At 50.3% G+C, this 20,605-nt stretch carries 21 protein-coding genes; 10 read left to right on the forward strand and 11 right to left on the reverse strand.

What is annotated here, in order from left to right; all coding sequences use genetic code 11:
- The first annotated feature begins 96 nt into the window (after positions 1 to 96).
- Complete coding sequence (locus tag ACKI5T_RS06905) at positions 97 to 1,020, forward strand: DMT family transporter (protein ID WP_407436582.1); 924 nt, start codon at positions 97 to 99, stop codon at positions 1,018 to 1,020.
- On the opposite strand, the gene rutG is transcribed toward ACKI5T_RS06905, so the two are convergent.
- From rutG to rutA, 7 genes are read right to left on the reverse strand one after another with little or no spacing between them, the layout of a single operon-like run.
- Positions 1,008 to 2,336, reverse strand: a complete 1,329-nt coding sequence (gene rutG / locus ACKI5T_RS06910; RefSeq protein ID WP_407436584.1) for a pyrimidine utilization transport protein G — start codon at positions 2,334 to 2,336, stop codon at positions 1,008 to 1,010. The two genes, ACKI5T_RS06905 and rutG, sit on opposite strands and share 13 nt — an antisense overlap.
- 21 nt (positions 2,337 to 2,357) lie before the next feature.
- A complete protein-coding gene (gene rutF / locus ACKI5T_RS06915; RefSeq protein ID WP_012016917.1) occupies positions 2,358 to 2,852 on the reverse strand; it encodes an NADH-dependent FMN reductase RutF in 495 nt (164 codons plus the stop codon).
- 9 nt (positions 2,853 to 2,861) lie between these two features.
- Complete coding sequence (locus ACKI5T_RS06920) at positions 2,862 to 3,452, reverse strand: malonic semialdehyde reductase (protein WP_407436586.1); 591 nt, start codon at positions 3,450 to 3,452, stop codon at positions 2,862 to 2,864.
- Complete coding sequence (gene rutD / locus ACKI5T_RS06925) at positions 3,449 to 4,261, reverse strand: pyrimidine utilization protein D (protein WP_407436588.1); 813 nt, start codon at positions 4,259 to 4,261, stop codon at positions 3,449 to 3,451. The genes ACKI5T_RS06920 and rutD overlap by 4 nt, the downstream gene beginning before the upstream one ends.
- Positions 4,262 to 4,268: 7 nt before the next feature.
- Positions 4,269 to 4,655 (reverse strand): pyrimidine utilization protein C, encoded by a 387-nt coding sequence (gene rutC, locus ACKI5T_RS06930; RefSeq protein ID WP_407436590.1) that lies wholly within the window; start codon positions 4,653 to 4,655, stop codon positions 4,269 to 4,271.
- A gap of 11 nt (positions 4,656 to 4,666) precedes the next feature.
- A complete protein-coding gene (gene rutB / locus ACKI5T_RS06935) occupies positions 4,667 to 5,359 on the reverse strand; it encodes a pyrimidine utilization protein B (RefSeq protein ID WP_012016921.1) in 693 nt (230 codons plus the stop codon).
- Positions 5,359 to 6,450 (reverse strand): pyrimidine utilization protein A, encoded by a 1,092-nt coding sequence (gene rutA / locus ACKI5T_RS06940; RefSeq protein WP_235135283.1) that lies wholly within the window; start codon positions 6,448 to 6,450, stop codon positions 5,359 to 5,361. The genes rutB and rutA overlap by 1 nt, the downstream gene beginning before the upstream one ends.
- A 738-nt stretch (positions 6,451 to 7,188) precedes the next feature.
- On the opposite strand from rutA, the gene ACKI5T_RS06945 reads away from it, so the two are divergent.
- The 6 genes from ACKI5T_RS06945 (at position 7,189) to catA (ending at position 14,209) form a co-directional block, all read left to right on the forward strand.
- A complete protein-coding gene (locus tag ACKI5T_RS06945) occupies positions 7,189 to 9,480 on the forward strand; it encodes an autotransporter outer membrane beta-barrel domain-containing protein (protein ID WP_407436593.1) in 2,292 nt (763 codons plus the stop codon).
- Between the two features lie 156 nt (positions 9,481 to 9,636).
- Positions 9,637 to 10,548 (forward strand): LysR family transcriptional regulator, encoded by a 912-nt coding sequence (locus ACKI5T_RS06950; protein WP_407436595.1) that lies wholly within the window; start codon positions 9,637 to 9,639, stop codon positions 10,546 to 10,548.
- Between the two features lie 94 nt (positions 10,549 to 10,642).
- Positions 10,643 to 11,515 (forward strand): SDR family NAD(P)-dependent oxidoreductase, encoded by an 873-nt coding sequence (locus ACKI5T_RS06955; RefSeq protein ID WP_407436597.1) that lies wholly within the window; start codon positions 10,643 to 10,645, stop codon positions 11,513 to 11,515.
- Position 11,516: 1 nt separating this feature from the next.
- Positions 11,517 to 12,395 (forward strand): SMP-30/gluconolactonase/LRE family protein, encoded by an 879-nt coding sequence (locus tag ACKI5T_RS06960; RefSeq protein WP_407436599.1) that lies wholly within the window; start codon positions 11,517 to 11,519, stop codon positions 12,393 to 12,395.
- A 239-nt stretch (positions 12,396 to 12,634) separates the two neighbouring features.
- Positions 12,635 to 13,237: a LysE family translocator gene (locus tag ACKI5T_RS06965; protein ID WP_407436601.1), complete on the forward strand. Its 603-nt coding sequence runs from the start codon at positions 12,635 to 12,637 to the stop codon at positions 13,235 to 13,237.
- A gap of 294 nt (positions 13,238 to 13,531) precedes the next feature.
- Positions 13,532 to 14,209 (forward strand): type A chloramphenicol O-acetyltransferase, encoded by a 678-nt coding sequence (gene catA / locus ACKI5T_RS06970; protein ID WP_407436603.1) that lies wholly within the window; start codon positions 13,532 to 13,534, stop codon positions 14,207 to 14,209.
- 172 nt (positions 14,210 to 14,381) lie between these two features.
- Here catA and ACKI5T_RS06975 read toward each other — a convergent pair whose 3' ends face one another.
- The 3 genes from ACKI5T_RS06975 to ACKI5T_RS06985 form a co-directional block, all read right to left on the reverse strand.
- Positions 14,382 to 16,316 (reverse strand): putative bifunctional diguanylate cyclase/phosphodiesterase, encoded by a 1,935-nt coding sequence (locus tag ACKI5T_RS06975; protein ID WP_407436605.1) that lies wholly within the window; start codon positions 16,314 to 16,316, stop codon positions 14,382 to 14,384.
- A 17-nt stretch (positions 16,317 to 16,333) separates the two neighbouring features.
- The gene (locus ACKI5T_RS06980; RefSeq protein ID WP_407436607.1) at positions 16,334 to 16,828 is read right to left on the reverse strand and encodes a molybdopterin-dependent oxidoreductase; all 495 of its coding nucleotides are present in this window, start codon (positions 16,826 to 16,828) and stop codon (positions 16,334 to 16,336) included.
- A gap of 403 nt (positions 16,829 to 17,231) precedes the next feature.
- The gene (locus tag ACKI5T_RS06985; protein WP_407436609.1) at positions 17,232 to 17,678 is read right to left on the reverse strand and encodes a hypothetical protein; all 447 of its coding nucleotides are present in this window, start codon (positions 17,676 to 17,678) and stop codon (positions 17,232 to 17,234) included.
- A gap of 380 nt (positions 17,679 to 18,058) precedes the next feature.
- On the opposite strand from ACKI5T_RS06985, the gene ACKI5T_RS06990 reads away from it, so the two are divergent.
- The 3 genes from ACKI5T_RS06990 (at position 18,059) to rutR (ending at position 20,187) form a co-directional block, all read left to right on the forward strand.
- A complete protein-coding gene (locus ACKI5T_RS06990; protein ID WP_407436611.1) occupies positions 18,059 to 18,682 on the forward strand; it encodes a hypothetical protein in 624 nt (207 codons plus the stop codon).
- Positions 18,679 to 19,173 carry a surface-adhesin E family protein gene (locus ACKI5T_RS06995; RefSeq protein WP_407436612.1) on the forward strand — a complete coding sequence of 165 codons (495 nt, stop codon included), beginning with the start codon at positions 18,679 to 18,681 and terminating at the stop codon, positions 19,171 to 19,173. Before ACKI5T_RS06990 ends, ACKI5T_RS06995 begins: the two co-directional genes overlap by 4 nt.
- Before the next feature lie 375 nt (positions 19,174 to 19,548).
- The gene (gene rutR / locus ACKI5T_RS07000; RefSeq protein ID WP_407436614.1) at positions 19,549 to 20,187 is read left to right on the forward strand and encodes an HTH-type transcriptional regulator RutR; all 639 of its coding nucleotides are present in this window, start codon (positions 19,549 to 19,551) and stop codon (positions 20,185 to 20,187) included.
- On the opposite strand, the gene ACKI5T_RS07005 is transcribed toward rutR, so the two are convergent.
- A complete protein-coding gene (locus ACKI5T_RS07005; protein WP_407436791.1) occupies positions 20,184 to 20,579 on the reverse strand; it encodes a lysozyme inhibitor LprI family protein in 396 nt (131 codons plus the stop codon). The two genes, rutR and ACKI5T_RS07005, sit on opposite strands and share 4 nt — an antisense overlap.
- Positions 20,580 to 20,605: the final 26 nt, after the last annotated feature.

The following is a 20,605-nucleotide window of genomic DNA, read 5'->3' on the forward strand; positions in this document are numbered from 1 at the left end:
CCGGCGGTTTTTTATTGCCGCGATGTTGAACAAAAAGCCAGGGCAACGCACACTACGGGATTGATTCGTGCTTTTCATTCTTGCTGCTGGTGCCTGATGTCCCTCTCTCGTTACGCCTTTTCTATCAAACCCCAGGAAGCGATCCTGATTTTAATCACCATGTTCTGGGGTGGAACCTTCCTCGCGGTACAGTATGCGGTGACGCTGAGTGACCCGTTTTTCTTTGTCGGTCTGCGGTTTGCGACGGCAGCCATCGCGGTCGCGCTGATCTCGCTTAAAACCTTACGCGGGCTGACGTTAATCGAGCTGAAAGCGGGCGTGGTGATTGGCATTTCGATTGCGATGGGGTATAGCCTGCAAACCTGGGGCCTCCAGACCATCCCCAGCAGCAAATCGGCATTCATCACCGCCATGTATGTTCCGCTGGTTCCGTTGTTGCAGTGGCTATGTCTGGGCAGAATGCCAGGGCTGATGTCCTGCATCGGCATCGTGCTGGCGTTTATTGGGCTGATCTTGCTCGCGGGACCGGGCGACAGCTTGCTGGTCATGGGGCCGGGCGAAATCATTACCCTGATTGGCGCAGTGGCGATTGCGGCGGAAATTATCCTGATCAGCGCCTGGGCAGGGAAAGTGGACGTCAAGCGCGTTACCGTTGTGCAACTGACGACGGCGTCGCTGGTGGCGTTTATCGCGATGGTGCCGGCGGGAGAATCTGTTCCGTCGATGTCCCCGGGATTAGTGATTGTCGCCCTGGGACTGGGCATTTTCAGCGCCATTATTCAGGTCACGATGAACTGGGCGCAGCGCAGCGTGTCACCCACGCGCGCGACGGTTATCTACACCGGTGAACCGGTTTGGGCAGGGATTTTTGGTCGTCTTGCCGGCGAACGCCTGCCGATGCTGGCGCTGCTCGGTGCGGCCTTTATCATCCTGGGCGTACTGGTCAGTGAGTTAAAGCTGAAAAGAAAGAAAAGGGCGCTGACGGAGGCTGACAGCGCCACGGCTAATCAAGAATCCTGATGAACTGCATCAGTCTGCGGTACACCTGCTCTTCGGCGACTCAACAACGCATTCAGCAATATTGCGCCGAAGGTAGCCGTGCCGATTCCGCCCAGCGTAAAACCGCCGATGGTGAGGGCGAAATCTCCCGCCCCCAGGACCAGCGTGACGGCGACCATAATCAAATTACCGTTCTGGCTGAGATCGACATGATGCTGTACCCAGATACGCGCACCGGCAACGGCAATCAGGCCAAACACCACAATTGATGCGCCGCCGATGACTGGGGCGGGAATAGTGTGAATTAGCGCGCCGAATTTTGGCGAGAAGCCGAGCAGTAGCGCAATCACCGCCGCGGCGACAAACACCAGCGTAGAGTAAACCTTGGTCACGGCCATCACGCCGATGTTCTCAGCATACGTGGTCACGCCGCTGCCGCCGACCGAGCCGGAGAGCATGGTGGCCAGCCCGTCGCCAACGAACGCCCGGCCCATGTACGGGTCCATATTGCGCCCTGTCATCCCTGCGACCGCCTTCAGATGGCCTAAGTTTTCCGCGACCAGAATCACCGCCACCGGGGCGATGAGCATGATTGCCTGCCCGTTAAAGGTCGGCGAAGTGAAGTGCGGCAGGCCAAACCAGGCGGCGTTTTGCATCAGCGTAAAATCCACCGGCGTTCCGACGGCAAATACGCTGGTCACCAGCGCATAGACCAGACAGGCAACGATCAGCCCGACCAGAATCAGCAGGCGCTGGATCATTCCGCGCGTGAAGACGGCAACCAGGCCAATGCACAGCACCGTCATCACTGCCATCCAGCTGTCAAACGATGAGCCAGAAACGCCTTTCACCGCAATCGGCGCGAGGTTCAGGCCAATCGCCATCACCACTGCGCCCGTCACCACCGGCGGCATCAGTCGTTCGATCCATCGAGTGCCGACCTTCATCACGACCAGCCCGATAAGGGTATAGATGAATCCGCAGGCGATAATCCCCCCGAGCGCCACGCTAATGTTGGGGTTGATGCCCTGGCCGTTAAAGCCCGTTGCGGCAATCACCACCCCGACAAACGCGGCGCTTGACCCCAGATAGCTCGGCACGCGTCCGCCGGTTATCAGGAAGAACAACAGCGTGCCGACGCCCGACATCAGAATCGACAGGTTAGGATCCAGCCCCATCAAGATGGGCATTAGCACCGTTGCGCCAAACATGGCGACCGCGTGCTGCACTCCCATGACGGCGGTTTGGGCGAAGGGAAGCCGTTCATCCGGCGCGACCACGCCGTGTTCAGTAGAGGTCGATTTCAACTGCCAGTGGGGAAAACCGAACATTGCCATGAGCTATCTCCTTAAGGAGGGTTAACAGGCGGGTCGCAACAGTGCGTGATAGCCGCGGTCGAACCACACCAGGCCTTGCGGCGCAGGGTGGCGGGTAATGGACTCGATGGTGCAAAACAGAATGTCGTGCGTGCCGACGCTCACCACCTGGCTGATGCGGCAGTCGAACGAGGCCAGCGCGTCTTCCAGTCTCGGACAGCCCGTCTCGCCGGTTTGCCAGCGTGCGGCAGCGAAGCGGTCAGCCATGGGCGTTTTGCCGCCAAACAGATTGGAAAGCGGCTCCTGTCCGGCGCTGAGCGTGTTCACGCACAGAGTACGGTTTTCGTTGAACGTCGGCCAGACGGAGGCCCCGCGGTTCAAACATACCAGCAGGGTTGGGGGCGAATCGGTCACACTGCACACGGCGCTGGCGGTAAAACCGGCCTGCCCGGCAGGGCCATCGGTGGTAATAATATTGACCGCTGCGCCCACGCAGGCCATCGCATCGCGAAAGGTTTGTACGTCCAGAGTGCTCATGTTCGCTCCTTATACCAGCCCACAGGCGTCTTCAAAGGAGAGCCGCGGCAGGCGGCCATACACTTTGCTGACGTCGCCGTAGCCAATGTTGATCAACAGATTGCTTTTCAGCGTGGTGCCGGTGAAAAAGGCCTCGTCTACCTTGTGCCGATCGAAACCGGACATCGGGCCGGTATCCAGCCCCAGCGCCCGACAGGCAAAAATCAGGTACGCCGCCTGCATGGTGCTGTTGCGAAAGGCCGTCTCTTCGGCAAGCGCCGGGCTTGAGGTAAACCAGCTGCGCGCATCGCCGTGCGGGAACAGCTCCGGCAGACGCTCGTAAAACTCACTGTCCCAGGCAATGATGGCGGTCACAGGCGCGGCCAGCGTTTTCGCCAGGTTGCCGCTCGAGAGCGACGGACGCAGCTTCTCTTTGCCCTCGGGCGTGCGCACAAACACTATTCGCGCGGGGGAGCAGTTGGCGGAGGTAGGACCCCATTTCATCAGGTCGTAAATCTCGCGCAGCGTCTCGTCGCTGACCGGCATTTCTTGCCAACCGTTGTGCGTCCTGGCCTCGGTAAACAGCGTCTTCATTGCCGTCGGGGTGATGGCTTCGCTCATTGTGACTCCTTAAAAACCGGTTCAGGGTTGTGCATCAGGCTGGCGAGCCCGTTGAGCAACAGCGCGTTAAACGTATCGGGGTCGGTGACGTTGCAGGCGTGTCCGCCCTGGCGCATCACCGTCTTATGGCTGCCGGGTAAGGCGGCGTGGAGTTCAGACGAGCAGACGGAGGGCACCAGCAGATCGTCGGTGGAGCAGATAATCTGCACCGGGCAGCGAACGTGCTTGGCCTGAGCGCGAAAGTCCGCCTGCTTCAGGGCCAGTAGCCTGCGCTGGAGGTTATTGATTCCCTGAAAATGGGCGAGCGCCAGCGCCTCTTCGGCCTCCAGGCGTGGGGCGCGCGCCGCCATCCAGTCCGCCGGATAAAGAAACAGCGGCTGGGCTTCGACCCATGCCTGCGCGCCACCTGCGTGGAGCAGGCGTTCGCGGATCTGGAAGCAGCGGCGGGTATGGGCGTTCAGCGACAGCCAGCCGTTTACGCATACCAGCGCGCGTACGGCGTCGGGATGCGCAATAGCCAGCTGCAATCCGACCAATGCCCCCAGCGCGTGACCGATCACGGCGAATCGCGGGATGCCAGCGTTAAGCAAAGCCTGATACAGTTCGTCGGCCATATTTCCCAGCGTGTAGCCGTGGGGGAGTTCCCCGGCGTTATTGCCGGTGCCGCGTTGGTCGTAGCACACCACCTGATATTCCTGCTCCAGCGCGGCGAGCTGTGGCAGCCAGTAGCTGCCGCTCCCGCCGAGTCCGGCAATCAGAACCACCACGGGCGCGTCGGCGAAAGGGGGCGGCGAGAGAGATATTTTCATGGCAGCCTCACTTTGCGATGTGTGCAACGCTGGCGATTTCAACCAACGCTTCTGGCTTCACCAGCCCGCACTGGATGCAAAACCGCGCCGGTTTATCGCCAGGGAAAAATTCCGCGTAGATTTCATTAATCGCGGCGTAGTTTTTCCAGTCGGTGATAAAGATGCTGTTGAAGGTCACGTCCTCCATCGTGCCACCCGCCGTCTCGATAACGCGCCTGATAGTCTCGAGCACGTGGCGGGTTTGCGCCTTTGGGTCATCGGGATAGACCACGTTGTTAAACTCATCGAACGGCAGCGTGCCCGAAACGTACACCACGCCGTGGGCGAGAGTGCCTGGAACAAACGGGGCAATGGGGGTGCTGGTGCCAGCGGGAATAATCACGGATTTCGGCATAATGTTGCTCCTCAGGCGATGCGGGCTAACGAAGGCGGCGAGACGGCATCGCAAAAATCGGCGACAGTGCTGACCCAGCCAAAGAAAGTTTCGATATTGAATAACGCGGCTTTCTGCGCAAACTCCGGCCCGGCCTGATGGGTCGCGTCCTCCAGCACCACGCCGAAATATTCCAGGAAAAAGCCGTCGCGCAGTGTTGATTCCACACAGACGTTGGTGGCGATCCCGGTGAAGATCAGATGGCGAATGCCGCGGCTGCGCAGCAGGCTATCGAGCGGGGTGTTGAAAAAGCCGCTGTAGCGCGGTTTGGGCAGCACGATGTCGCCCGGCTCCGGGACAAGTTCATCCACCAGTTGATAATCCCAGCCGCCTTTTGCCAGCAACGTGCCCTGCAGTTCTGGGCGGTTGCGCATGGTTTTCAGTGCGTTTGATTTATGAAAATTGGGCGAGCCGGGGCCACCTGCCTCAACGTATTGATCGTCCCAGCCGTTTTGAAACCAGATGATCAGGATGCCTGCGGCGCGTGCGGCAGCAACGGCGGTTTTGATGTTCGCGATAACCGGTTGGGTGGCCGAAACGTCAAAGCCCGCCAGATCCAGATAACCGCCCTGGCTGGCGTAGGCGTTTTGCATATCGACCACAATCAGCGCGCTGTGCTGCGGTGCAAAGGTAATGGCTTCCGGACGTGCGGGTAAGGTCGTCATCACGCTACCTCCTGGGTCACGGCTGGAATGTGCGAGCGGCACTGCATCAGCGGCTGAATGCGCTCCCCAAAGGTTTCAACACCTTGCAGAAAATCATCAAAGGTCAGCAGGACGCCTTCGGCACCCGGCACGCTGGCAACCTCATCGAGCATTTTCGCTACGCTAGCATAGGACCCGACCAGCGTGCCCATGTTGATGTTGACGGCGGAAGTGGGGTCCGCCATCTGGCGCACGTTGGTGTCCGCGCCGGAGCGGGTATCTTTTTGGCTCTGTTCAGTCAGCCAGCTCAGGGCGTCTTCGTCGGCCCCGGCTTTGTAGTGCTCCCATTTGGCGCGCGCGGCCTCGTCGGTTTCATCGGCGATGACCATAAACAGGACGTACGATCCCACGTCGCGACCGGTTTTTTCGGCGGCATCTTTCATGCGCGCAGCGGTTGGGGCGAAGGCGGCAGGCGTGTTGACGCCTTTGCCGAAGCAGAAGTTAAAGTCAGCGTGCTGGGCGGAAAACGCCATCCCCGCGTCGCTCTGTCCGGCGCAAATCACCTTCATGGGCGTGGAGGGCTGCGGGCTGACGCGGCAGTCGTTCATTGTGAAGTAGTCGCCCTTGAAGTCGCTTTTGCCCGTGCCCCACAGATCACGCAGGACCTGTACGTACTCGGTGAGGTAGTCGTAGCGGCGCGAGAAATATTCATCCCCCGGCCAGATCCCCATCTGGTCATACTCCGGCTTTTGCCAGCCGGTGACGAGGTTGACGCCAAAACGCCCGCCAGAGATGGAATCAATCGTAGATGCCATGCGCGCAACAATCGCCGGGGGCAGGGTAAGCGTGGCGGCGGTGGCATAAATCTGGATACGTGAGGTGACCGCCGCCAGACCCGCCATCAGGGTGAACGACTCCAGGTTGTGATCCCAAAACTCGGTTTTGCCACCAAAGCCGCGCAGCTTGATCATCGAAAGTGCAAAATCGAAATGATAGTGCTCGGCTTTCTGCACGATGGCCTTGTTCAGCTCAAAGGTCGGCATGTACTGCGGAGCCGTCGTGGAGATCAACCAGCCGTTGTTGCCAATGGGGACGAATACGCCAATTTTCATCACGAACCTCTCTACATCTCAATGTGGGTGAAAGTCAGACGTGGCGCTGCATCCTGCATTTCCTGTTCAGCCTCGTGAAAATGATTTTGCAAAGGTGATGCCAGTTTTTAAATTGCTAGTGTTATTAATGTGTTAACTCTTGGTTGATGAATTGAGTGCTAAAAAAGTGGACTGACTGGTCAAAAGAGATGCACACAAAACAGGCAGTTATGCGCGATGGCGGTGCAGGATGCGTTAAGGCGATGTGCATCGGGCCATCAGTCTGACCAATCGCCACCGCTAAGGAATCACCCTGCGGTAACGAATGGTTACGGGGGATAGCAAAAGTCCTGTCGCAATGACAATCAGGATAATTGTCAGTAGGACATGTTGGGCGTTTTGATACTGCTTTAAGTAATACATTTAAAAGTAATCCATGTGAGCTTGGTAAATAAAAGGCATTTAGCCGTCTCAATTATATAAAGATTATTTAACGCTGATTTTACAAACTATATTTTAGCCGATGAGGCCCCTCTGATATAATAAGAAATAAATAAATGTTTTCATTGCAAAATTTATTAAGCATAAGGATGCATTAAATTGTTTAATGCAAAGAAGTATTGACATGCTGTATATTTTTTTTCAATATTATAGGCGCATGTAATATGCATCTTTTAGTTTTATCATCTGTCAAATGATGAATGCCATTATGAGGTTTTATACCTGCTTATAATCTTTTAATTTCTGGAGCTTATAAACATGTATCCTTACTTAGCAACATCTAAAAAATTTAAACCATTAACGTTATTTTTACTTATTAATAATATTTTATGGTCTGGGTATAGTCTTGCCTCCGAGCGAGAACTCAATTACTCATCTGGATCTTTACAACCTTCATCAGTGAATCTAACAGATGCTATAGCTGGCGATGGTAATTATAATGCCGTAGTTAATGTGAATAATCCAGGCAGCCCTCTTGAGGTTTACATCGGTCAAGCAGAAACTACCCAAAAAAAGTACACTATTGGAGACTATTCTGTTCATCTTCGCGGGGAAGATACTACTGATAGTTCCTACACTGCTTTCTTTGGGTTAACTGCAGACAAGAAAAATGCTATATCATTAAATAATTTTAATTATAATAATGCCATGACTATAGGTGGCGATAACCATCATCATAATAGTACTGCAATGATGGTTTCCAATGGTTCTGACGTGACTATTAATGGTGGGGTTTATATTAATTCACTTGTTGAATTAGACAGTGAGGGCTCCGGGACCGCATCTGTTGCAAATAATGGATTGTACGCAACCGGGAGTGATTCAAAAATTAGTGCTAATAGTGGCAATGTTTATATTAACACCTACGCAAAAAACTTTATGGAGTTATTGGGCGAAAATGCTTCCTACACGGGTGGCGGAGCAAAAAGCGATGCTGTAAGTGCCAAGCGTGGTGGCCAGGTCATTATCAATGACACAGGTAAATATCAGGTTAATTTACTCGGTAATCTGGATCTGGGTAACGCGTTTGGCTCAGGCAGCAGCATCACTGCCCTGTTAAAGGGGAGTCAGTCCTATTGGCATGGTACGGAGGCAAATGAATATGATAAAGACAGTGATACCTGGGCAGGTAAACTGGATGTAACCTTGATGGATAAAGCCCAGTGGATACCCGATGCCGTTAATGCTCAAATCAGCGCGTTAACATTACAGGATGGCGGTACCGTAAACTTACATGGTTTTAACCTCCATACTAATAAAAGCCAGAATGAAGGTGTCAAAATTTATGACCTCAAAGGCAATAATGGTATTTTCCTCGTTGATGTTAACACCAATAAAACGGATGAAAATCGTAAGAATGGCAGTGACTTTATTGAGGTAGTCAAGAGCAGTACCGGTGGCTCTCACTATATTGAAGCTTTAAATGTCAACAAACTTGCCGATCTGAAAGAAGATATTTGGATTGCTGATGCGGCAAATAATGTCAGCTTTAAGGCCTACGATAAGATTGATATCAATAACGAGTATGTCTACGACTATAAACCTATGCTTCGTTCCGATATCAAAGGCGGTGACCCAGCCAGCCAGTATGGTACTAACTGGTATCTCACTGGTATCGATAAAAAATTAAGTGCAGCCAGTAACACGGCTATGGCAAACGCAAGTGTCAACTATATGACTGCCACTGCCCGTCTCGAAATTGACAGCCTTAATAAACGTTTAGGGGAATTAAGAAACGACCAGCAGGAAAATGGAGTATGGATGCGTTATAAAGGTGGCGAAGTGAAAAGTGATGAGGGGAGTTATTTTAAAAATCGATATAATTTCTACCAGCTAGGTTATGACAATAAAGTTGAGTATGAAAGTGGAATCTTGACGAAAGGTTTTGCTGCACATTATCTGAATGGTAAGTCAACCTTTGATCAAGGCTCTGGTGAAAACAAAAGCTACGGTGGGAGTATTTACGGCTCATGGAATCGACCTGAAAAGCAAGACTATGTCGATTGGGTACTGAAATACAGCCATCTTAAGAGCGATTTCGATTATCGAAATACTTTTGGATCTACCGGGCATGGTTCGACAAGCCATGGAGCCTGGAGCGCGAGCGCAGAATATGGCCGTGAGTTTTCAGCAGAGAATGGCAATTTCATCGAACCACAAGGACAACTTGTATACACGCATATTAATAACGCCAACTACACCACAAGTAGTGGTTTAAAGGTAAATCAAGACGATGTTAACAGTGTTATTGGTCGCGTCGGAGTACGGGTAGGACATCGGTTTGAAGAAAATAGCAACAATGACATTTATCTGAAAGCTGACTTCCTGCATGAGTTTGCAGGCGATCGTAATATTACTGTTCGAGGCAAAGACACTGTTTTGTTAGACAAACGAGATGGGAAAGATAGCTGGATAAACTACGGTATTGGTACCAATGTTCAGTTATCAGAAGACAACAACTCTCGCTTCTATCTCGATCTGGAGAAATCTTCAGGCGGTGATATCAATACGAACTGGCAAGTCAATGCTGGTTTGCGTTGGGAGTGGTAATTCCCGCTAATTGAACCGGGCTTTTAAGCCCGGTTTTGTACTTCTCAGAGACGTCTTCAGAATGAAAAGCCTGGCGATACTGCAGTGAGAGTGCGTAAGTGAATCAGTAATATGCTATAGATCTTATAAACATGATAATGGTATCCATAGCATCTCATGATTGAAACCCGACTTCTTATCCAGTTCATAGCCGTTGCAGAAGAGCTGCACTTCAACCGGGCCGCACAGCGTCTTCATATGGCGCAGCCTCCCTTGAGCCAGGCCATTCGTAGACTTGAGCAGGAGATAGGTGTTTCACTGTTTGAACGCACAAATCGCAGCGTGTCGCTGACGCCTGCGGGGGTGACTTTTCTCGACTCAGCGCGAGACGTGTTACGTCTTCTCGATGAGGGCGTTGAAAAAACCCGGCGCGTGTCACAGGGGATTGAAGGTCATTTGACCCTGACCTTTATCAGCCTTGCTGGTTATGTCCCTCTGCTACGCGCCCTGAAAAATTATCGCGCAGCCTACCCGGCGGTTTCCTTCACAATGGAAGAGGCCACGACCCAGGAACAGATTGATGCCCTCGAACAGGGACGGGCAGATCTTGGATTTATGCGACCGCCAGGCAGGACCTCGCCAGGCCTGCGTTTTGACGCCATATTGCGTGAGCCTGTTGTGATCGCCCTGCCTGCCGCACACCGTTTAGCAGATAGTGGAACCGTTAAACTCGCAGCACTTCAAAATGACCACTTTGTTTCGCCACCACGCCACCTGGGGCAGGGGTTTCACGACCAGCTGATTCAGCTCTGTGAAGCTGCAGGATTCAGACCTCACATTTCACAACAAGCCCGACAGCTGCAGACACTCGTTACGCTGGTTGCCAGCGGCTTCGGCGTCGCGCTGTTACCCGCCTCACTGGCGCATGAGGTGCGGGAAGACGTGGTATTCAGGCCACTTGAGGTCGATGCTCCGGATGAACTGAAACATGTGGAGCTCTTAATGGGGTGGAATGAGCGCTCGACGTCGATAATCCGGGATAAATTAATCGAGGAGATACGTAGGGTTATGACACTCAAGGTGGATTGAGACGTTCCAGATCTCATTAGCCTATAAATAATATATTTTACCGGCTGCGTGTGGCATTCCATCATCGTGACATTCTTGTTCACGGAGAGTCAGCATGAGCCATAAATACCCGCTTACCGATATGCTTTTGCAACACAAGGTCGCGATCATTACCGGCGCAGGGCAGGGGCTGGGACTGGCATACGCGCAGTCGCTATTAGATCAAGGGGCGTGCGTTGTCATCAGCGACCTTGGCACCAACCGGTCTGGAGAAGGTGCTACGGAGGATGTGATCGCCGAAGCCTGTCACGCCCTCCGTTTCGACAGCGGGCAGTTAATCTCACACAGTGGACGCCTGGATAACGAGACGGGCTGCAGGGAACTCATTGAACTGGCTATCACGCGGTTCGGTAAACTGGACATCCTGATCCACAACGCAGGCTGGGTAGACTATCAACTTATCGAAGATCTGGATGCGGATTTCCTGGAGCGTGCCATCGATATCAACCTGCGAGCGCCGATCTGGTTGAGTAAATATGCCTGGCCATACCTTAAGTACTCTTCCTCGCCGCGCATCGTGTTGACTACGTCCGATCGCGCCATGTATCAGCGTTATGCCCAGTCGGGGCTTGTAGCTTATGCTGCAGGCAAGATGGCTCAGGTCGGTATCATGAATGCCCTGAGCCTGGAAGGCGAACAGCATGGCATTCTTGTGAACGCCATCTCTCCGGTTGCCAGAACGCGCATGTGGGGAAGTTCGCAGCCTCCCACTGACCTCAAACCAGAGTGGATCGCGCCGGGAGTTCTGTACCTGGCGAGTCCGTTGTGTCAGGACACGGGTTACATCCTCCGAGCCAGCAATGGTCAGTTTACCGCAACGCGTTTTTGTGAGAACCCCGGCGTGGTCTATCCAACAGACCTGAAGCGCGTTGAATGCGAAAACGTGGCGGACGTTGCCGCCCAATGGCAACGGATAAAAGAGACCTGAAATGGCTGATAATAACGATCTGCGTCATGTTGCCAGAATCGGCGCTGAGCTTGGCGAAAGCCCGGTCTGGGATGATGAGAACGGTGTGCTGTATTTCGTGGATATCACTCGCGGAAAGATCAAGGTGCTGCTGCCCCATGGAAAGGTTGAAACCGTTCATGAGTCGGCAGTACACATTGGGGCATTGGCGCTCACTGATAAAGGCAATCTACTCTTCACGGAAAAGGCAAGTGTTGCCATGCTTGATATCCGGACCGGAGACGTGAGCCACATCCATGCCGGAATTCATGATAGTGCAGGTTATCGTTTTAACGACGGAGCCTGCGATCCACAGGGACGCTTTATTACTGGGCTCATGCATGAGGGGCCGGATCGCAAATCCGGCGCTCTGTACCGGTTTGATAGCCTCGGTAACGTCCATTCAATCCAGCAGGGAATCGCGCTGCCTAATGGGCTTGCCTGGTCGGAGGATGGGAATACCCTCTTTTTTGTCGATTCGATTGCATGCTCGATTTTTCAGGCGACCTATACCGCTCACGGTATGCCAGAAGATGTCAGATTATTTATAAAAACGCCTACCGAACTGGGGCGTCCTGATGGTATCGCGCTGGATAAGGAGGGGGGGTTATGGGTCTGTCAGTTCAATGGCGGATGTTTGTTACGCTATGACCGCTACGGACATCTGAGCGATCGTGTGCTAATGCCGGTTCCGCGGCCTACCAGCTGCTGCTTCGGAGGGAAGGGGTTGGGAACGTTATTCATTACGACTGCTCGTTTCGCGATGACGCCCAGGGCGTTAATTACCTACCCAAACGCCGGAGATCTGTATGCCATCACTCCCAAAATATCGGGTAATCCACGATATCTGTTCAAAGCGTGACGGAAAGGCAGGAGGATCTCGTGTCGTGTTAGCGAAGAAAATGGCTGAAGCAGCCTTTCGACAGGTAGCAGGAGCAAACATAATGGAACAAAGTTTCTCGACGCGCATCCACGGTCGGCCGTGAGCGAGGAGCGGACCTTCCATTCATGGCAGCTATGTGTTTCCATTACATGGAATATAACCTCCCCTAAGCGCCTTTACTGGCAATACAGCAAAGCGTCAATTACTATCCAAAATCTATGGATCTAAACATTCTTGGCTTTATGCCGGTACTACTCCCTGTTGCACTGTCTCCCGGAGCAAGTTTCACTCTTGTTATGAGCGGTGCTCTGGCAGGCGGCCACAAAGGACTGTTCAGGACTCTTACCGGAACAGCTTTGGGCATATACACCCACGCAGTTTTGATAGGGCTTGGTATAACCGCTGTGCTCATCTCGTCTCCAGCAACCTTTGCTCTATTGAAATTTTTCGGAACCGCATATCTGCTCTGGTTAGGAGCGGTGCTCATTCGCAACGGCATAAGGGGGGCTGCTGGAGGGGCTGCTGATACGAAGCATTCAGTGACGTTAAGAGAGGCCTGGATAGCGAATGTTTTGAACCCGAAGGCCATCATTTTTTATCTGACTGTCGTTTCGCAGTTTGCAGGTATACAGGGAGGGGTCTGCGACTATCTGATACTGGCATCAGTACATGTTGTGATTATGAGCGTTTGGCTTTTCGCCGTCAGTCAAACACTGATCTTTTCAGTAAAAAAAACTAATCCATTGATGCTGCAAAAATACGTCAACATTGCCGGCGGGATATTGTTAATCGCTTTTTCTCTGCACAGCCTGACCCAGTAATTCATCACTTCCGGCAACCATGTTCGCTTCTGGCACGGAGCCGACAGTGAACGACCATAGGACTGACTTGAACGAAAAGCCGATATTCTTCATGATGTTATTTTTGGGAAATACCTGTAGAGTGCACAATCTCCTTTTATTAACATGTATTTTAAATTTACTTTCCTACCTTATAGGTATGCGCTATTCTTAAAAATGCGTTCTCTATAAAAAATGGGTGGGTCTTAACTCTTTGCTTAATTCATAAAACATAGACTAACATCTGATATATAATTTACAATCAAAGGTTAAGAAATGAAAACAACAACCCTGGAATATATACCTGTTGACCTGTCTCGTTGGGCAAGAAAAGAGCATTTTGAGGTGTTTCAGTCGTTTGCTCAATCCACAATTAACCAAACAGTCCTGGTAGATATTACCGTGCTGCTAAAGCATATAAAAGAAGTTGGTTGGAAATTTTATCCGACGATTATTTTTCTGCTTACTAAAATCGTCAACAGTCATGCGGAATTCCGTATGGCCATGAAGAATAATGAGCTTGTCATATGGAATGAAATTCATCCAAGCTATACCATTTTCCATAATGAAACGGAGACTTTTTCATCGTTATGGAGTCACTACGACGGCAATATCCATCACTTCCAGGACGCTTATTCAGAAGATGTTGCACGCTATGGGAATAATCTTTCTTATTGGCCAAAGGAAGAGTCTCGCGAAAACGTATTTTTCGTATCAGCTATTCCTTGGGTAAGTTTTACCAGTTTTAATATCAACGTGGCTAACATGCAGAACTTTTTTGCCCCGATGTTCACTCTTGGAAAATATTACCAACAAGACGGAAAAGTATTGTTGCCTCTCGCCGTTCAGGTACATCATTCTGTGTGCGATGGATTCCATTTAGCCAGACTGTTCAATGAGTTACAAGAGATGTGTGATGACATACTGCGCCTGTCAGAGGAATTCAACGCTTGATGCGTGGGAGGTCTTTTAACCTCCTTTTACAGATAATGGGTAGCAAACAGAGCGGGTAACAGGCGTTTGCTACCCCTTTATTTTTTCCATCGCGTTTAAGCACGGGTAGATTTTCCGGTGTAGGACCCGTCAGAAAAAACGCAACCCTGAATTCACCGACAGGAAGAACATTTTATATTCGACCGTTTCTGATTTTTCCATCTATATAAGGCTGAGGTTTACCAAACAGATAACCTTGTATGAAATCACAGCCCAGCGCCTGAAGGCTTTCCAGTTGCTCCTGTGTTTCAACACCTTCTGCAACGGTCTTCATATTAAGTGATTTCGCCATACCAGTGATGAGCCTGATGATATTAAGGGCATCTTCCTGAGTCGATACCGAATTGACAAAGGACTTGTCAATTTTGATTTTATCGAAGGCAAGTCTGCTGAGGCGCGAAAGAGAAGAATAACCGGTACCAAAATCATCGATGGATATTTTCACCCCCAGAGCCCGGAGCCTGTTAAGCGTATTCATCGGCGTTTTACTCTCAGTAAAGAGAGAGGATTCAGTCACTTCCAGTTCAAGACGTTCAGCGGAAAGTCCCGTTTCGTTCAGAATAGACACCACTATTCCGGCAAAGGCTTTGCTACTTAACTGGACAGGAGAAACATTCACTGAAATTTTAGCCGGCATTACCCAGGAAGCGGCTTCCCGGCAGGCCATTTCAAGCATTGATTTCCCCATCTCGTTTATCATTCCTGTTTTTTCAGCCACAGGAATAAAGGTGTCCGGCGACAGGATGCCTTTTAGCGGGTGAATCCAACGAATAAGGGCTTCATAGCTGTAAATTTCCTGTGTGAAGGAATCAACAATAGGCTGATAATAAACCACGAATTCTTTATTCGCTAACGCCAGCGCCATATCATGCTCAAGGGTTCGGCTTTCTTGCAGCTTATCTAACATCCATTGGCGGAAAACTTTTATCTTACCCGCGCCTTCATTTTTGGCTTCATAAAGGGCCAGATCGGCAAATTTATAGAGATAGTCCGAGCGGCGTTCAGCGTCTGAGATAACAATGCCGACACTGGTAGTTATATTGATAATCGTATTATAAATAGTGAAAGGCTGGTTGATTGCATCGCATATATTTTGGGCGAGTGAAACAGCACTGCTTTCCGTCAGGCCACTCGAAAGAAATGCAAACTCATCACCGCCTAAACGATACAGCGTATCGGACGTCAGGCACATCGAAATCAGACGTTGTGATATCTGGCGTAATAACATATCACCGACATCATGACCATACGTATCATTGACAACCTTGAATCGATCTAAATCAAACAACATCACAGTCACAGTATTATTGCTTTTTACTGCGTTCTCGATTGTTTCATTTAAGTTGCCCCAAAAAAAATGGCGGTTATTCATCTCTGTCAGAGAGTCGTGGTAGACGTCATATTCCAGCTTTGTATTCTGGACCTGCAGTTTTTCTTTCGATTCCTGCAGTTCTTCAGCAAGATTTTTTACCTGAAGATGTGCTTTCTGAATATTTCTGTTTTGATAAAATATCAGCAAGCCCAGGATCGCACTCATTATTATCAGCAATACAGACGTTGCTGAGTAAATATAGTACAGAGTTTTGATTTTGAGGTTGGCGTCATTAATTGAGTTAATATCTTTGTCTAAAGCGCCGGATGACAGACGACTCAGGGGGGCATCCAGCGTCTGCATAGTTTTCAGGTATGCCTGGAGTTCTGAGCGGTTCATTTTCTCAATATGAGTATCCAGATAATCAAGTTTCTTTTCAAGCTGTAGCGCCAGTGCATGATGAGCTTTATTACTTTCGATGTAATTCCTCAGATCACCTTCTTTCATTAAATCGCTCTGGCTGAGCATAATGTCGAGACGCATGCGCACATCATCCAGCGTTATCGTCTCGTCGCTAGTGTAAAGACCAAGCACCGATTCAAACCGGTAATATTCTGATACCATCTGTGCAGCAGACCAGGCAGCGGCGTAGTGAGTCAGTTTCTGTAACTCTTGCTGCCTTTCATGCACAAGGAAAGAGATATACCCGGTAGATATAAAAAGGAAAAAAATGATGCCAGCCAGAATTCTGTTCATGTTGGTCTTCTGACCCCTTACTCAATATTCATTTTGCTGACCTGCCAGGCTGACCTTGAATAATAAATCTGATTATCCAGGTCAGGCATGCTGTCATAGGGGTAAACCACAAACAACGGGCCTTTATCACGAACACGCATATATTCTCCGTTGATTTTTAAAGCCAGTATCACGTTGTATTTCTTAAAGTCGCTGAGGGGGATTTCGGTGGTGTAGTCATTGAGGGCAGTGACCTTAACAACAGAACCTTTTGCCCCGACATAATCCATGAGCTTTTGCAGTGAAATACCCGTAAAGGTTGTACGGCCATCATACCAGGGTGAAGTGGTCTGAAAACTGACCATACCCAGTTTTTCAAGGCTGGCGAGATCAAAAACGGCTTTTCCACCTTCATTGGTATTTTCGATATTACCAGACAGTGTTAAAAGGACTTTACCGGTAGGTCTGGAAAGCTCACCCGCCCAGACCTGTGTAGAGAGCACAAAGCTTAACAGCATGATAATTGAACGCATTCTGACCTCGTATATCAACCGGATGTTAAAGAATTATAATTTAGTTACAGTGCTATTTATATATGTGCCAAGGCTATTCTTGATGTCATCATTACACCCTATTTTAGTTCATTAAAATCAAATGTTTAAAAAATATTTTCTTTTTATATTCATTATGCATGGTCGATACCATTATTTGTTTTACTCAAAACAGCATTGTACCTGTGCAAAAAAAAGCCATCTGTTTACTCCGCGCAAATAAACACACAGCGATATAAAGGTTTATTTGTTTGTGAGACGGGAGGGATTTTACGCGAGCTATGTCACCGCATCGGCTGAGGCCACTCATTTTGCCCGAGGCTGATTAGGCCGTGAAACACATTATTAAGCGAAAGTGTGTTGAAGCAGGACGGTGAAAAAGGCGTCAGTCGTGGCAACTAAAATGGACGAGGAATCTGCCATAGGGTGACTCAATGACGAATTCATCGTAAAGGGATCCATACCAAACGGGTGGGCTGGTGATGAGAGTATAAAGCTGCGCATTGCCGGCCATTTCAGTGAGCCCATCCTGAAAATGGGCGAGCAGGTTCTTCTTGAGTGAGGAAGGCAGTCGCTGAGTATCCTGATGCTCAAAAAACCATGACGCGACCTTTTCCATAAACATTTTTTCATCGCAGGCTTTCAGTTGCGGGTGCCAGTATGCGGCAGGAAACTTATCTGTGATGGTCAAGTGATATATCGCAAGAGAGGTCAGCATGCTGCCGCTCTCTTCAAGTTTCACCACGTAATAGTCAGACACGCGGTTTGCCGCATCATTCATACAGCCTACGGCATGCATAAATCCTGTAAGTCGTTCCGCGTACTTGTCCATTATTCCTCTCCAGGCGCGCTGGGATATCTGATTTCATCGCTTATGACTTCATAAACGTATGGTGTTCAGGGTATTACAACATGTCAGAAGGGATCAGCGTTAATCATCATGAGGCAAAGGGCAGACTGACCTTCTCTCTATTGATAAGAAACAAACCGCTGCATGCCCACTGCGCTATTCGGTCAGAATCAGCGTTCCAATGCAAAGATATTAAATGTGTATGGAATGTACAGTGCTCAAGGGGCTACGCGGTAGGGGGAGGATATAACGGCAAGGTCATATTTTTAATATGCCTGATAAGGGAGTGAAAGAAAAAAGCGTAAAGTCTCCTCGCAGTACGCCGATAAAAATAGCGTCTTTTTTTATTATATGGATATTACATGCGTAAAATTATCTGCTCCATTGGGTTCATGCTGGGAATGACAGGCGTAACATTACCTCTTCACGCCAATACGTTGACGCAAAGCCTGACGCGCTGTGACACGACATTTTTCAGTGAGATTTATCATCAGCGAGCCAAACTCAGCCGCGTAGCGCCTTTGACTGTTGACAAGCACTCTCAGGCCTGGTTCAAAGCGCCCGCTGACGGTAATGGCACCCTCTGGTTTGCCCAACCTCTACATGAATTGAATTTGACGCTATCGGGATATTTTCTGCAAACCAGCAACCTCAATGAAATCAATTACGGTAAGTACTATTACTGGGGTTTGGTTTTCAAAGAATCACAGGAAGAGGTCATGTCCAGGCTTGATCATTTAACCTGGACTAAGGCTGGAGATGATTATATTTCTCAGACGATGATTAAAGCAGACGCAAAAAGTGCCTGGGAACAAAATGCGCAGGCGGTGTCGGGTATTGCTCCGGCAGAACAAAGTGCCGAAAAGCTCCTGATGCTCAGCAAAGGCAAAGAAGGGACATTACTGCTCTGTTCAGTTCAGGGAAATGTAACGCCTGACATGCTAAAGACATTACGACCTGATTTATCAGGTGGGGCAGCAAAATGAAAAAGCTAACTTGGATGGTATTACTTATGCTGACGGGTTGTACTGGGACGACTAAACCCCAGCCGCAAACGCCAGCCAAAGCACCGGCTGGTCTCATAAAAGTCCTCGAAGATGAGAGCATTACCTCGTATGTCGATTTCAGGGTGATTTCAACTTATCAGGGTAACAGCCACTTACGCCGATTTTATTTCATCAATAACTACGCTGAGCGGACACTGATTATAAAAAATCCACCCGTCTATGTTTCCAGCTCCCGGGCAATCGATGTGATTAACTGCGACAAAAACCAGCGTGCTGTTATGGGACGTTCGCTTTTTTCCAAACCGTTCGCGGAGGGCGATCTTGTCCATGCGGGACTGGATGTGGGGCAATGGGAAACTTACCCGAAAGACTCTCTTTTTGGGATAATCGCTGAAAGCATGTGCAGTATTCCCTTTGAAAAACTTAAGCCAGAGCCGGCGAAAGAAAACCGCAAACCGCTCTTGGATTAATTACCATTAATCGGATCTTGATGGTCCATGCTGAAGCAGATGACCTGGATTAATAACGGGCCATCTGCAATAAATCAAAGAGCAGGGCGCTTGTCTGGTTCCTGCTTTGCGACAGCTCGATCACTCCTCACAGGCAACGTCGAAAAAGGCTGTGAGCTCTTCATCATGATTTCCAGAACCGGCTCATGTCTGGCAAATCCAGACGTAATCGCCTAAAGATCAACCCTCAATCATCCACCCACCCGCGTCCATCCGATCATTTCTCTCGCTACTAAAGTGCTTTCCTCTTTGCCTCTGCGAACGCATAGCGGTGCAAGAGGTCGTGAGTCAGCGGCGGTTTTGCTATGCTGATGCAAACCAACAAGGAGAGCGCAGATGACACAAGGCGCAGTGCAAACCCCCGGTAAACGCTCGCGAGCGGTCAGTGCCAAGAAACAGGCTATTTTGAGCGCGGCGCTGGACACCTTTTCGCAATACGGTATTCATGGCACCCGTCTTGAACAGGTCGCCGAGCTGTCGGGCGTATCGAAAACCAATCTGCTCTATTACTACCCCTCGAAAGAAGCGCTTTACGTGGCAGTGCTGCAACAAATTCTCGATATCTGGCTCGCACCGCTGAAGGCGTTTCGGGAAGAGTTGACGCCGCTGGTGGCGATAAAAGAGTACATTCGGCTCAAACTCGAGGTGTCCCGCGATTATCCGCAGGCTTCAAAGTTGTTTTGCATGGAGATGCTTCAGGGGGCGCCGCTTTTACAGGCAGAGCTGAGCGGTGATTTAAAGCAACTGATCGATGAAAAGTCGGCGATTATTGCAGGATGGGTGGAGAGCGGCAAGCTGGCGGCGGTGGATCCGCATCACCTGATCTTTATGATTTGGGCCTCGACCCAGCACTACGCGGATTTTGGCAGTCAGGTCGAAGCGGTGACCGGAAAAACGCTCCAGGACGAAGCGTTTTTCCAGAGTGCGGTCGATAACGTCCAGCGCATGATTATTGAAGGCATTCGCCTGCGTTAATTGGCCGGCGGCAGCGGGCAGCTCAAATCGCCTTCTTCACACTGCATCATTGAGGCAAGGAACGCTTCACGGTCGGTGGTTTTTTCCGCCAGGCATTGATTCAGAATCATCGGCTGAACGCTGCCGCCCGCCGTGCCGGAGGCGGCAAAGGCGCAATCGGCATCACGCAGGGTGATCCACGCCTGCTGTGCTTTTTTGAGCAGATCGCGCTGAGGGACTGCGGCGCGCTTCATTGCATCCTGATACGTCTGATTCAGTTTTTTATCCGCAGCCTGATACTGCTGAGCAGCGCAGATGTTCATCTCGGACTGCGTGTTGGCATTGGCGCAATCGTCTGCCAGCGCGCTGGCGCTAAACAGCCACGCTGCTGCGGTTATCATTAATCGTTTCATCATTTCACCCTAAAAAAAGGCCCCGT

It is taken from the genome of Lelliottia sp. (assembly GCF_045627565.1).
Taxonomy (GTDB): Bacteria; Pseudomonadota; Gammaproteobacteria; order Enterobacterales; family Enterobacteriaceae; genus Enterobacter.

What these genes read in the sequence shown, in the direction of transcription:
- ACKI5T_RS06905 (WP_407436582.1), top strand. Translation starts at nt 97, where the DNA reads ATGTCCCTCTCTCGTTACGCCTTTTCTATCAAACCCCAGGAAGCGATC.
- rutG (WP_407436584.1), bottom strand. Translation starts at nt 2,336, where the DNA reads ATGGCAATGTTCGGTTTTCCCCACTGGCAGTTGAAATCGACCTCTACT.
- rutF (WP_012016917.1), bottom strand. Translation starts at nt 2,852, where the DNA reads ATGAGCACTCTGGACGTACAAACCTTTCGCGATGCGATGGCCTGCGTG.
- ACKI5T_RS06920 (WP_407436586.1), bottom strand. Translation starts at nt 3,452, where the DNA reads ATGAGCGAAGCCATCACCCCGACGGCAATGAAGACGCTGTTTACCGAG.
- rutD (WP_407436588.1), bottom strand. Translation starts at nt 4,261, where the DNA reads ATGAAAATATCTCTCTCGCCGCCCCCTTTCGCCGACGCGCCCGTGGTG.
- rutC (WP_407436590.1), bottom strand. Translation starts at nt 4,655, where the DNA reads ATGCCGAAATCCGTGATTATTCCCGCTGGCACCAGCACCCCCATTGCC.
- rutB (WP_012016921.1), bottom strand. Translation starts at nt 5,359, where the DNA reads ATGACGACCTTACCCGCACGTCCGGAAGCCATTACCTTTGCACCGCAG.
- rutA (WP_235135283.1), bottom strand. Translation starts at nt 6,450, where the DNA reads ATGAAAATTGGCGTATTCGTCCCCATTGGCAACAACGGCTGGTTGATC.
- ACKI5T_RS06945 (WP_407436593.1), top strand. Translation starts at nt 7,189, where the DNA reads ATGTATCCTTACTTAGCAACATCTAAAAAATTTAAACCATTAACGTTA.
- ACKI5T_RS06950 (WP_407436595.1), top strand. Translation starts at nt 9,637, where the DNA reads ATGATTGAAACCCGACTTCTTATCCAGTTCATAGCCGTTGCAGAAGAG.
- ACKI5T_RS06955 (WP_407436597.1), top strand. Translation starts at nt 10,643, where the DNA reads ATGAGCCATAAATACCCGCTTACCGATATGCTTTTGCAACACAAGGTC.
- ACKI5T_RS06960 (WP_407436599.1), top strand. Translation starts at nt 11,517, where the DNA reads ATGGCTGATAATAACGATCTGCGTCATGTTGCCAGAATCGGCGCTGAG.
- ACKI5T_RS06965 (WP_407436601.1), top strand. Translation starts at nt 12,635, where the DNA reads ATGGATCTAAACATTCTTGGCTTTATGCCGGTACTACTCCCTGTTGCA.
- catA (WP_407436603.1), top strand. Translation starts at nt 13,532, where the DNA reads ATGAAAACAACAACCCTGGAATATATACCTGTTGACCTGTCTCGTTGG.
- ACKI5T_RS06975 (WP_407436605.1), bottom strand. Translation starts at nt 16,316, where the DNA reads ATGAACAGAATTCTGGCTGGCATCATTTTTTTCCTTTTTATATCTACC.
- ACKI5T_RS06980 (WP_407436607.1), bottom strand. Translation starts at nt 16,828, where the DNA reads ATGCGTTCAATTATCATGCTGTTAAGCTTTGTGCTCTCTACACAGGTC.
- ACKI5T_RS06985 (WP_407436609.1), bottom strand. Translation starts at nt 17,678, where the DNA reads ATGGACAAGTACGCGGAACGACTTACAGGATTTATGCATGCCGTAGGC.
- ACKI5T_RS06990 (WP_407436611.1), top strand. Translation starts at nt 18,059, where the DNA reads ATGCGTAAAATTATCTGCTCCATTGGGTTCATGCTGGGAATGACAGGC.
- ACKI5T_RS06995 (WP_407436612.1), top strand. Translation starts at nt 18,679, where the DNA reads ATGAAAAAGCTAACTTGGATGGTATTACTTATGCTGACGGGTTGTACT.
- rutR (WP_407436614.1), top strand. Translation starts at nt 19,549, where the DNA reads ATGACACAAGGCGCAGTGCAAACCCCCGGTAAACGCTCGCGAGCGGTC.
- ACKI5T_RS07005 (WP_407436791.1), bottom strand. Translation starts at nt 20,579, where the DNA reads ATGAAACGATTAATGATAACCGCAGCAGCGTGGCTGTTTAGCGCCAGC.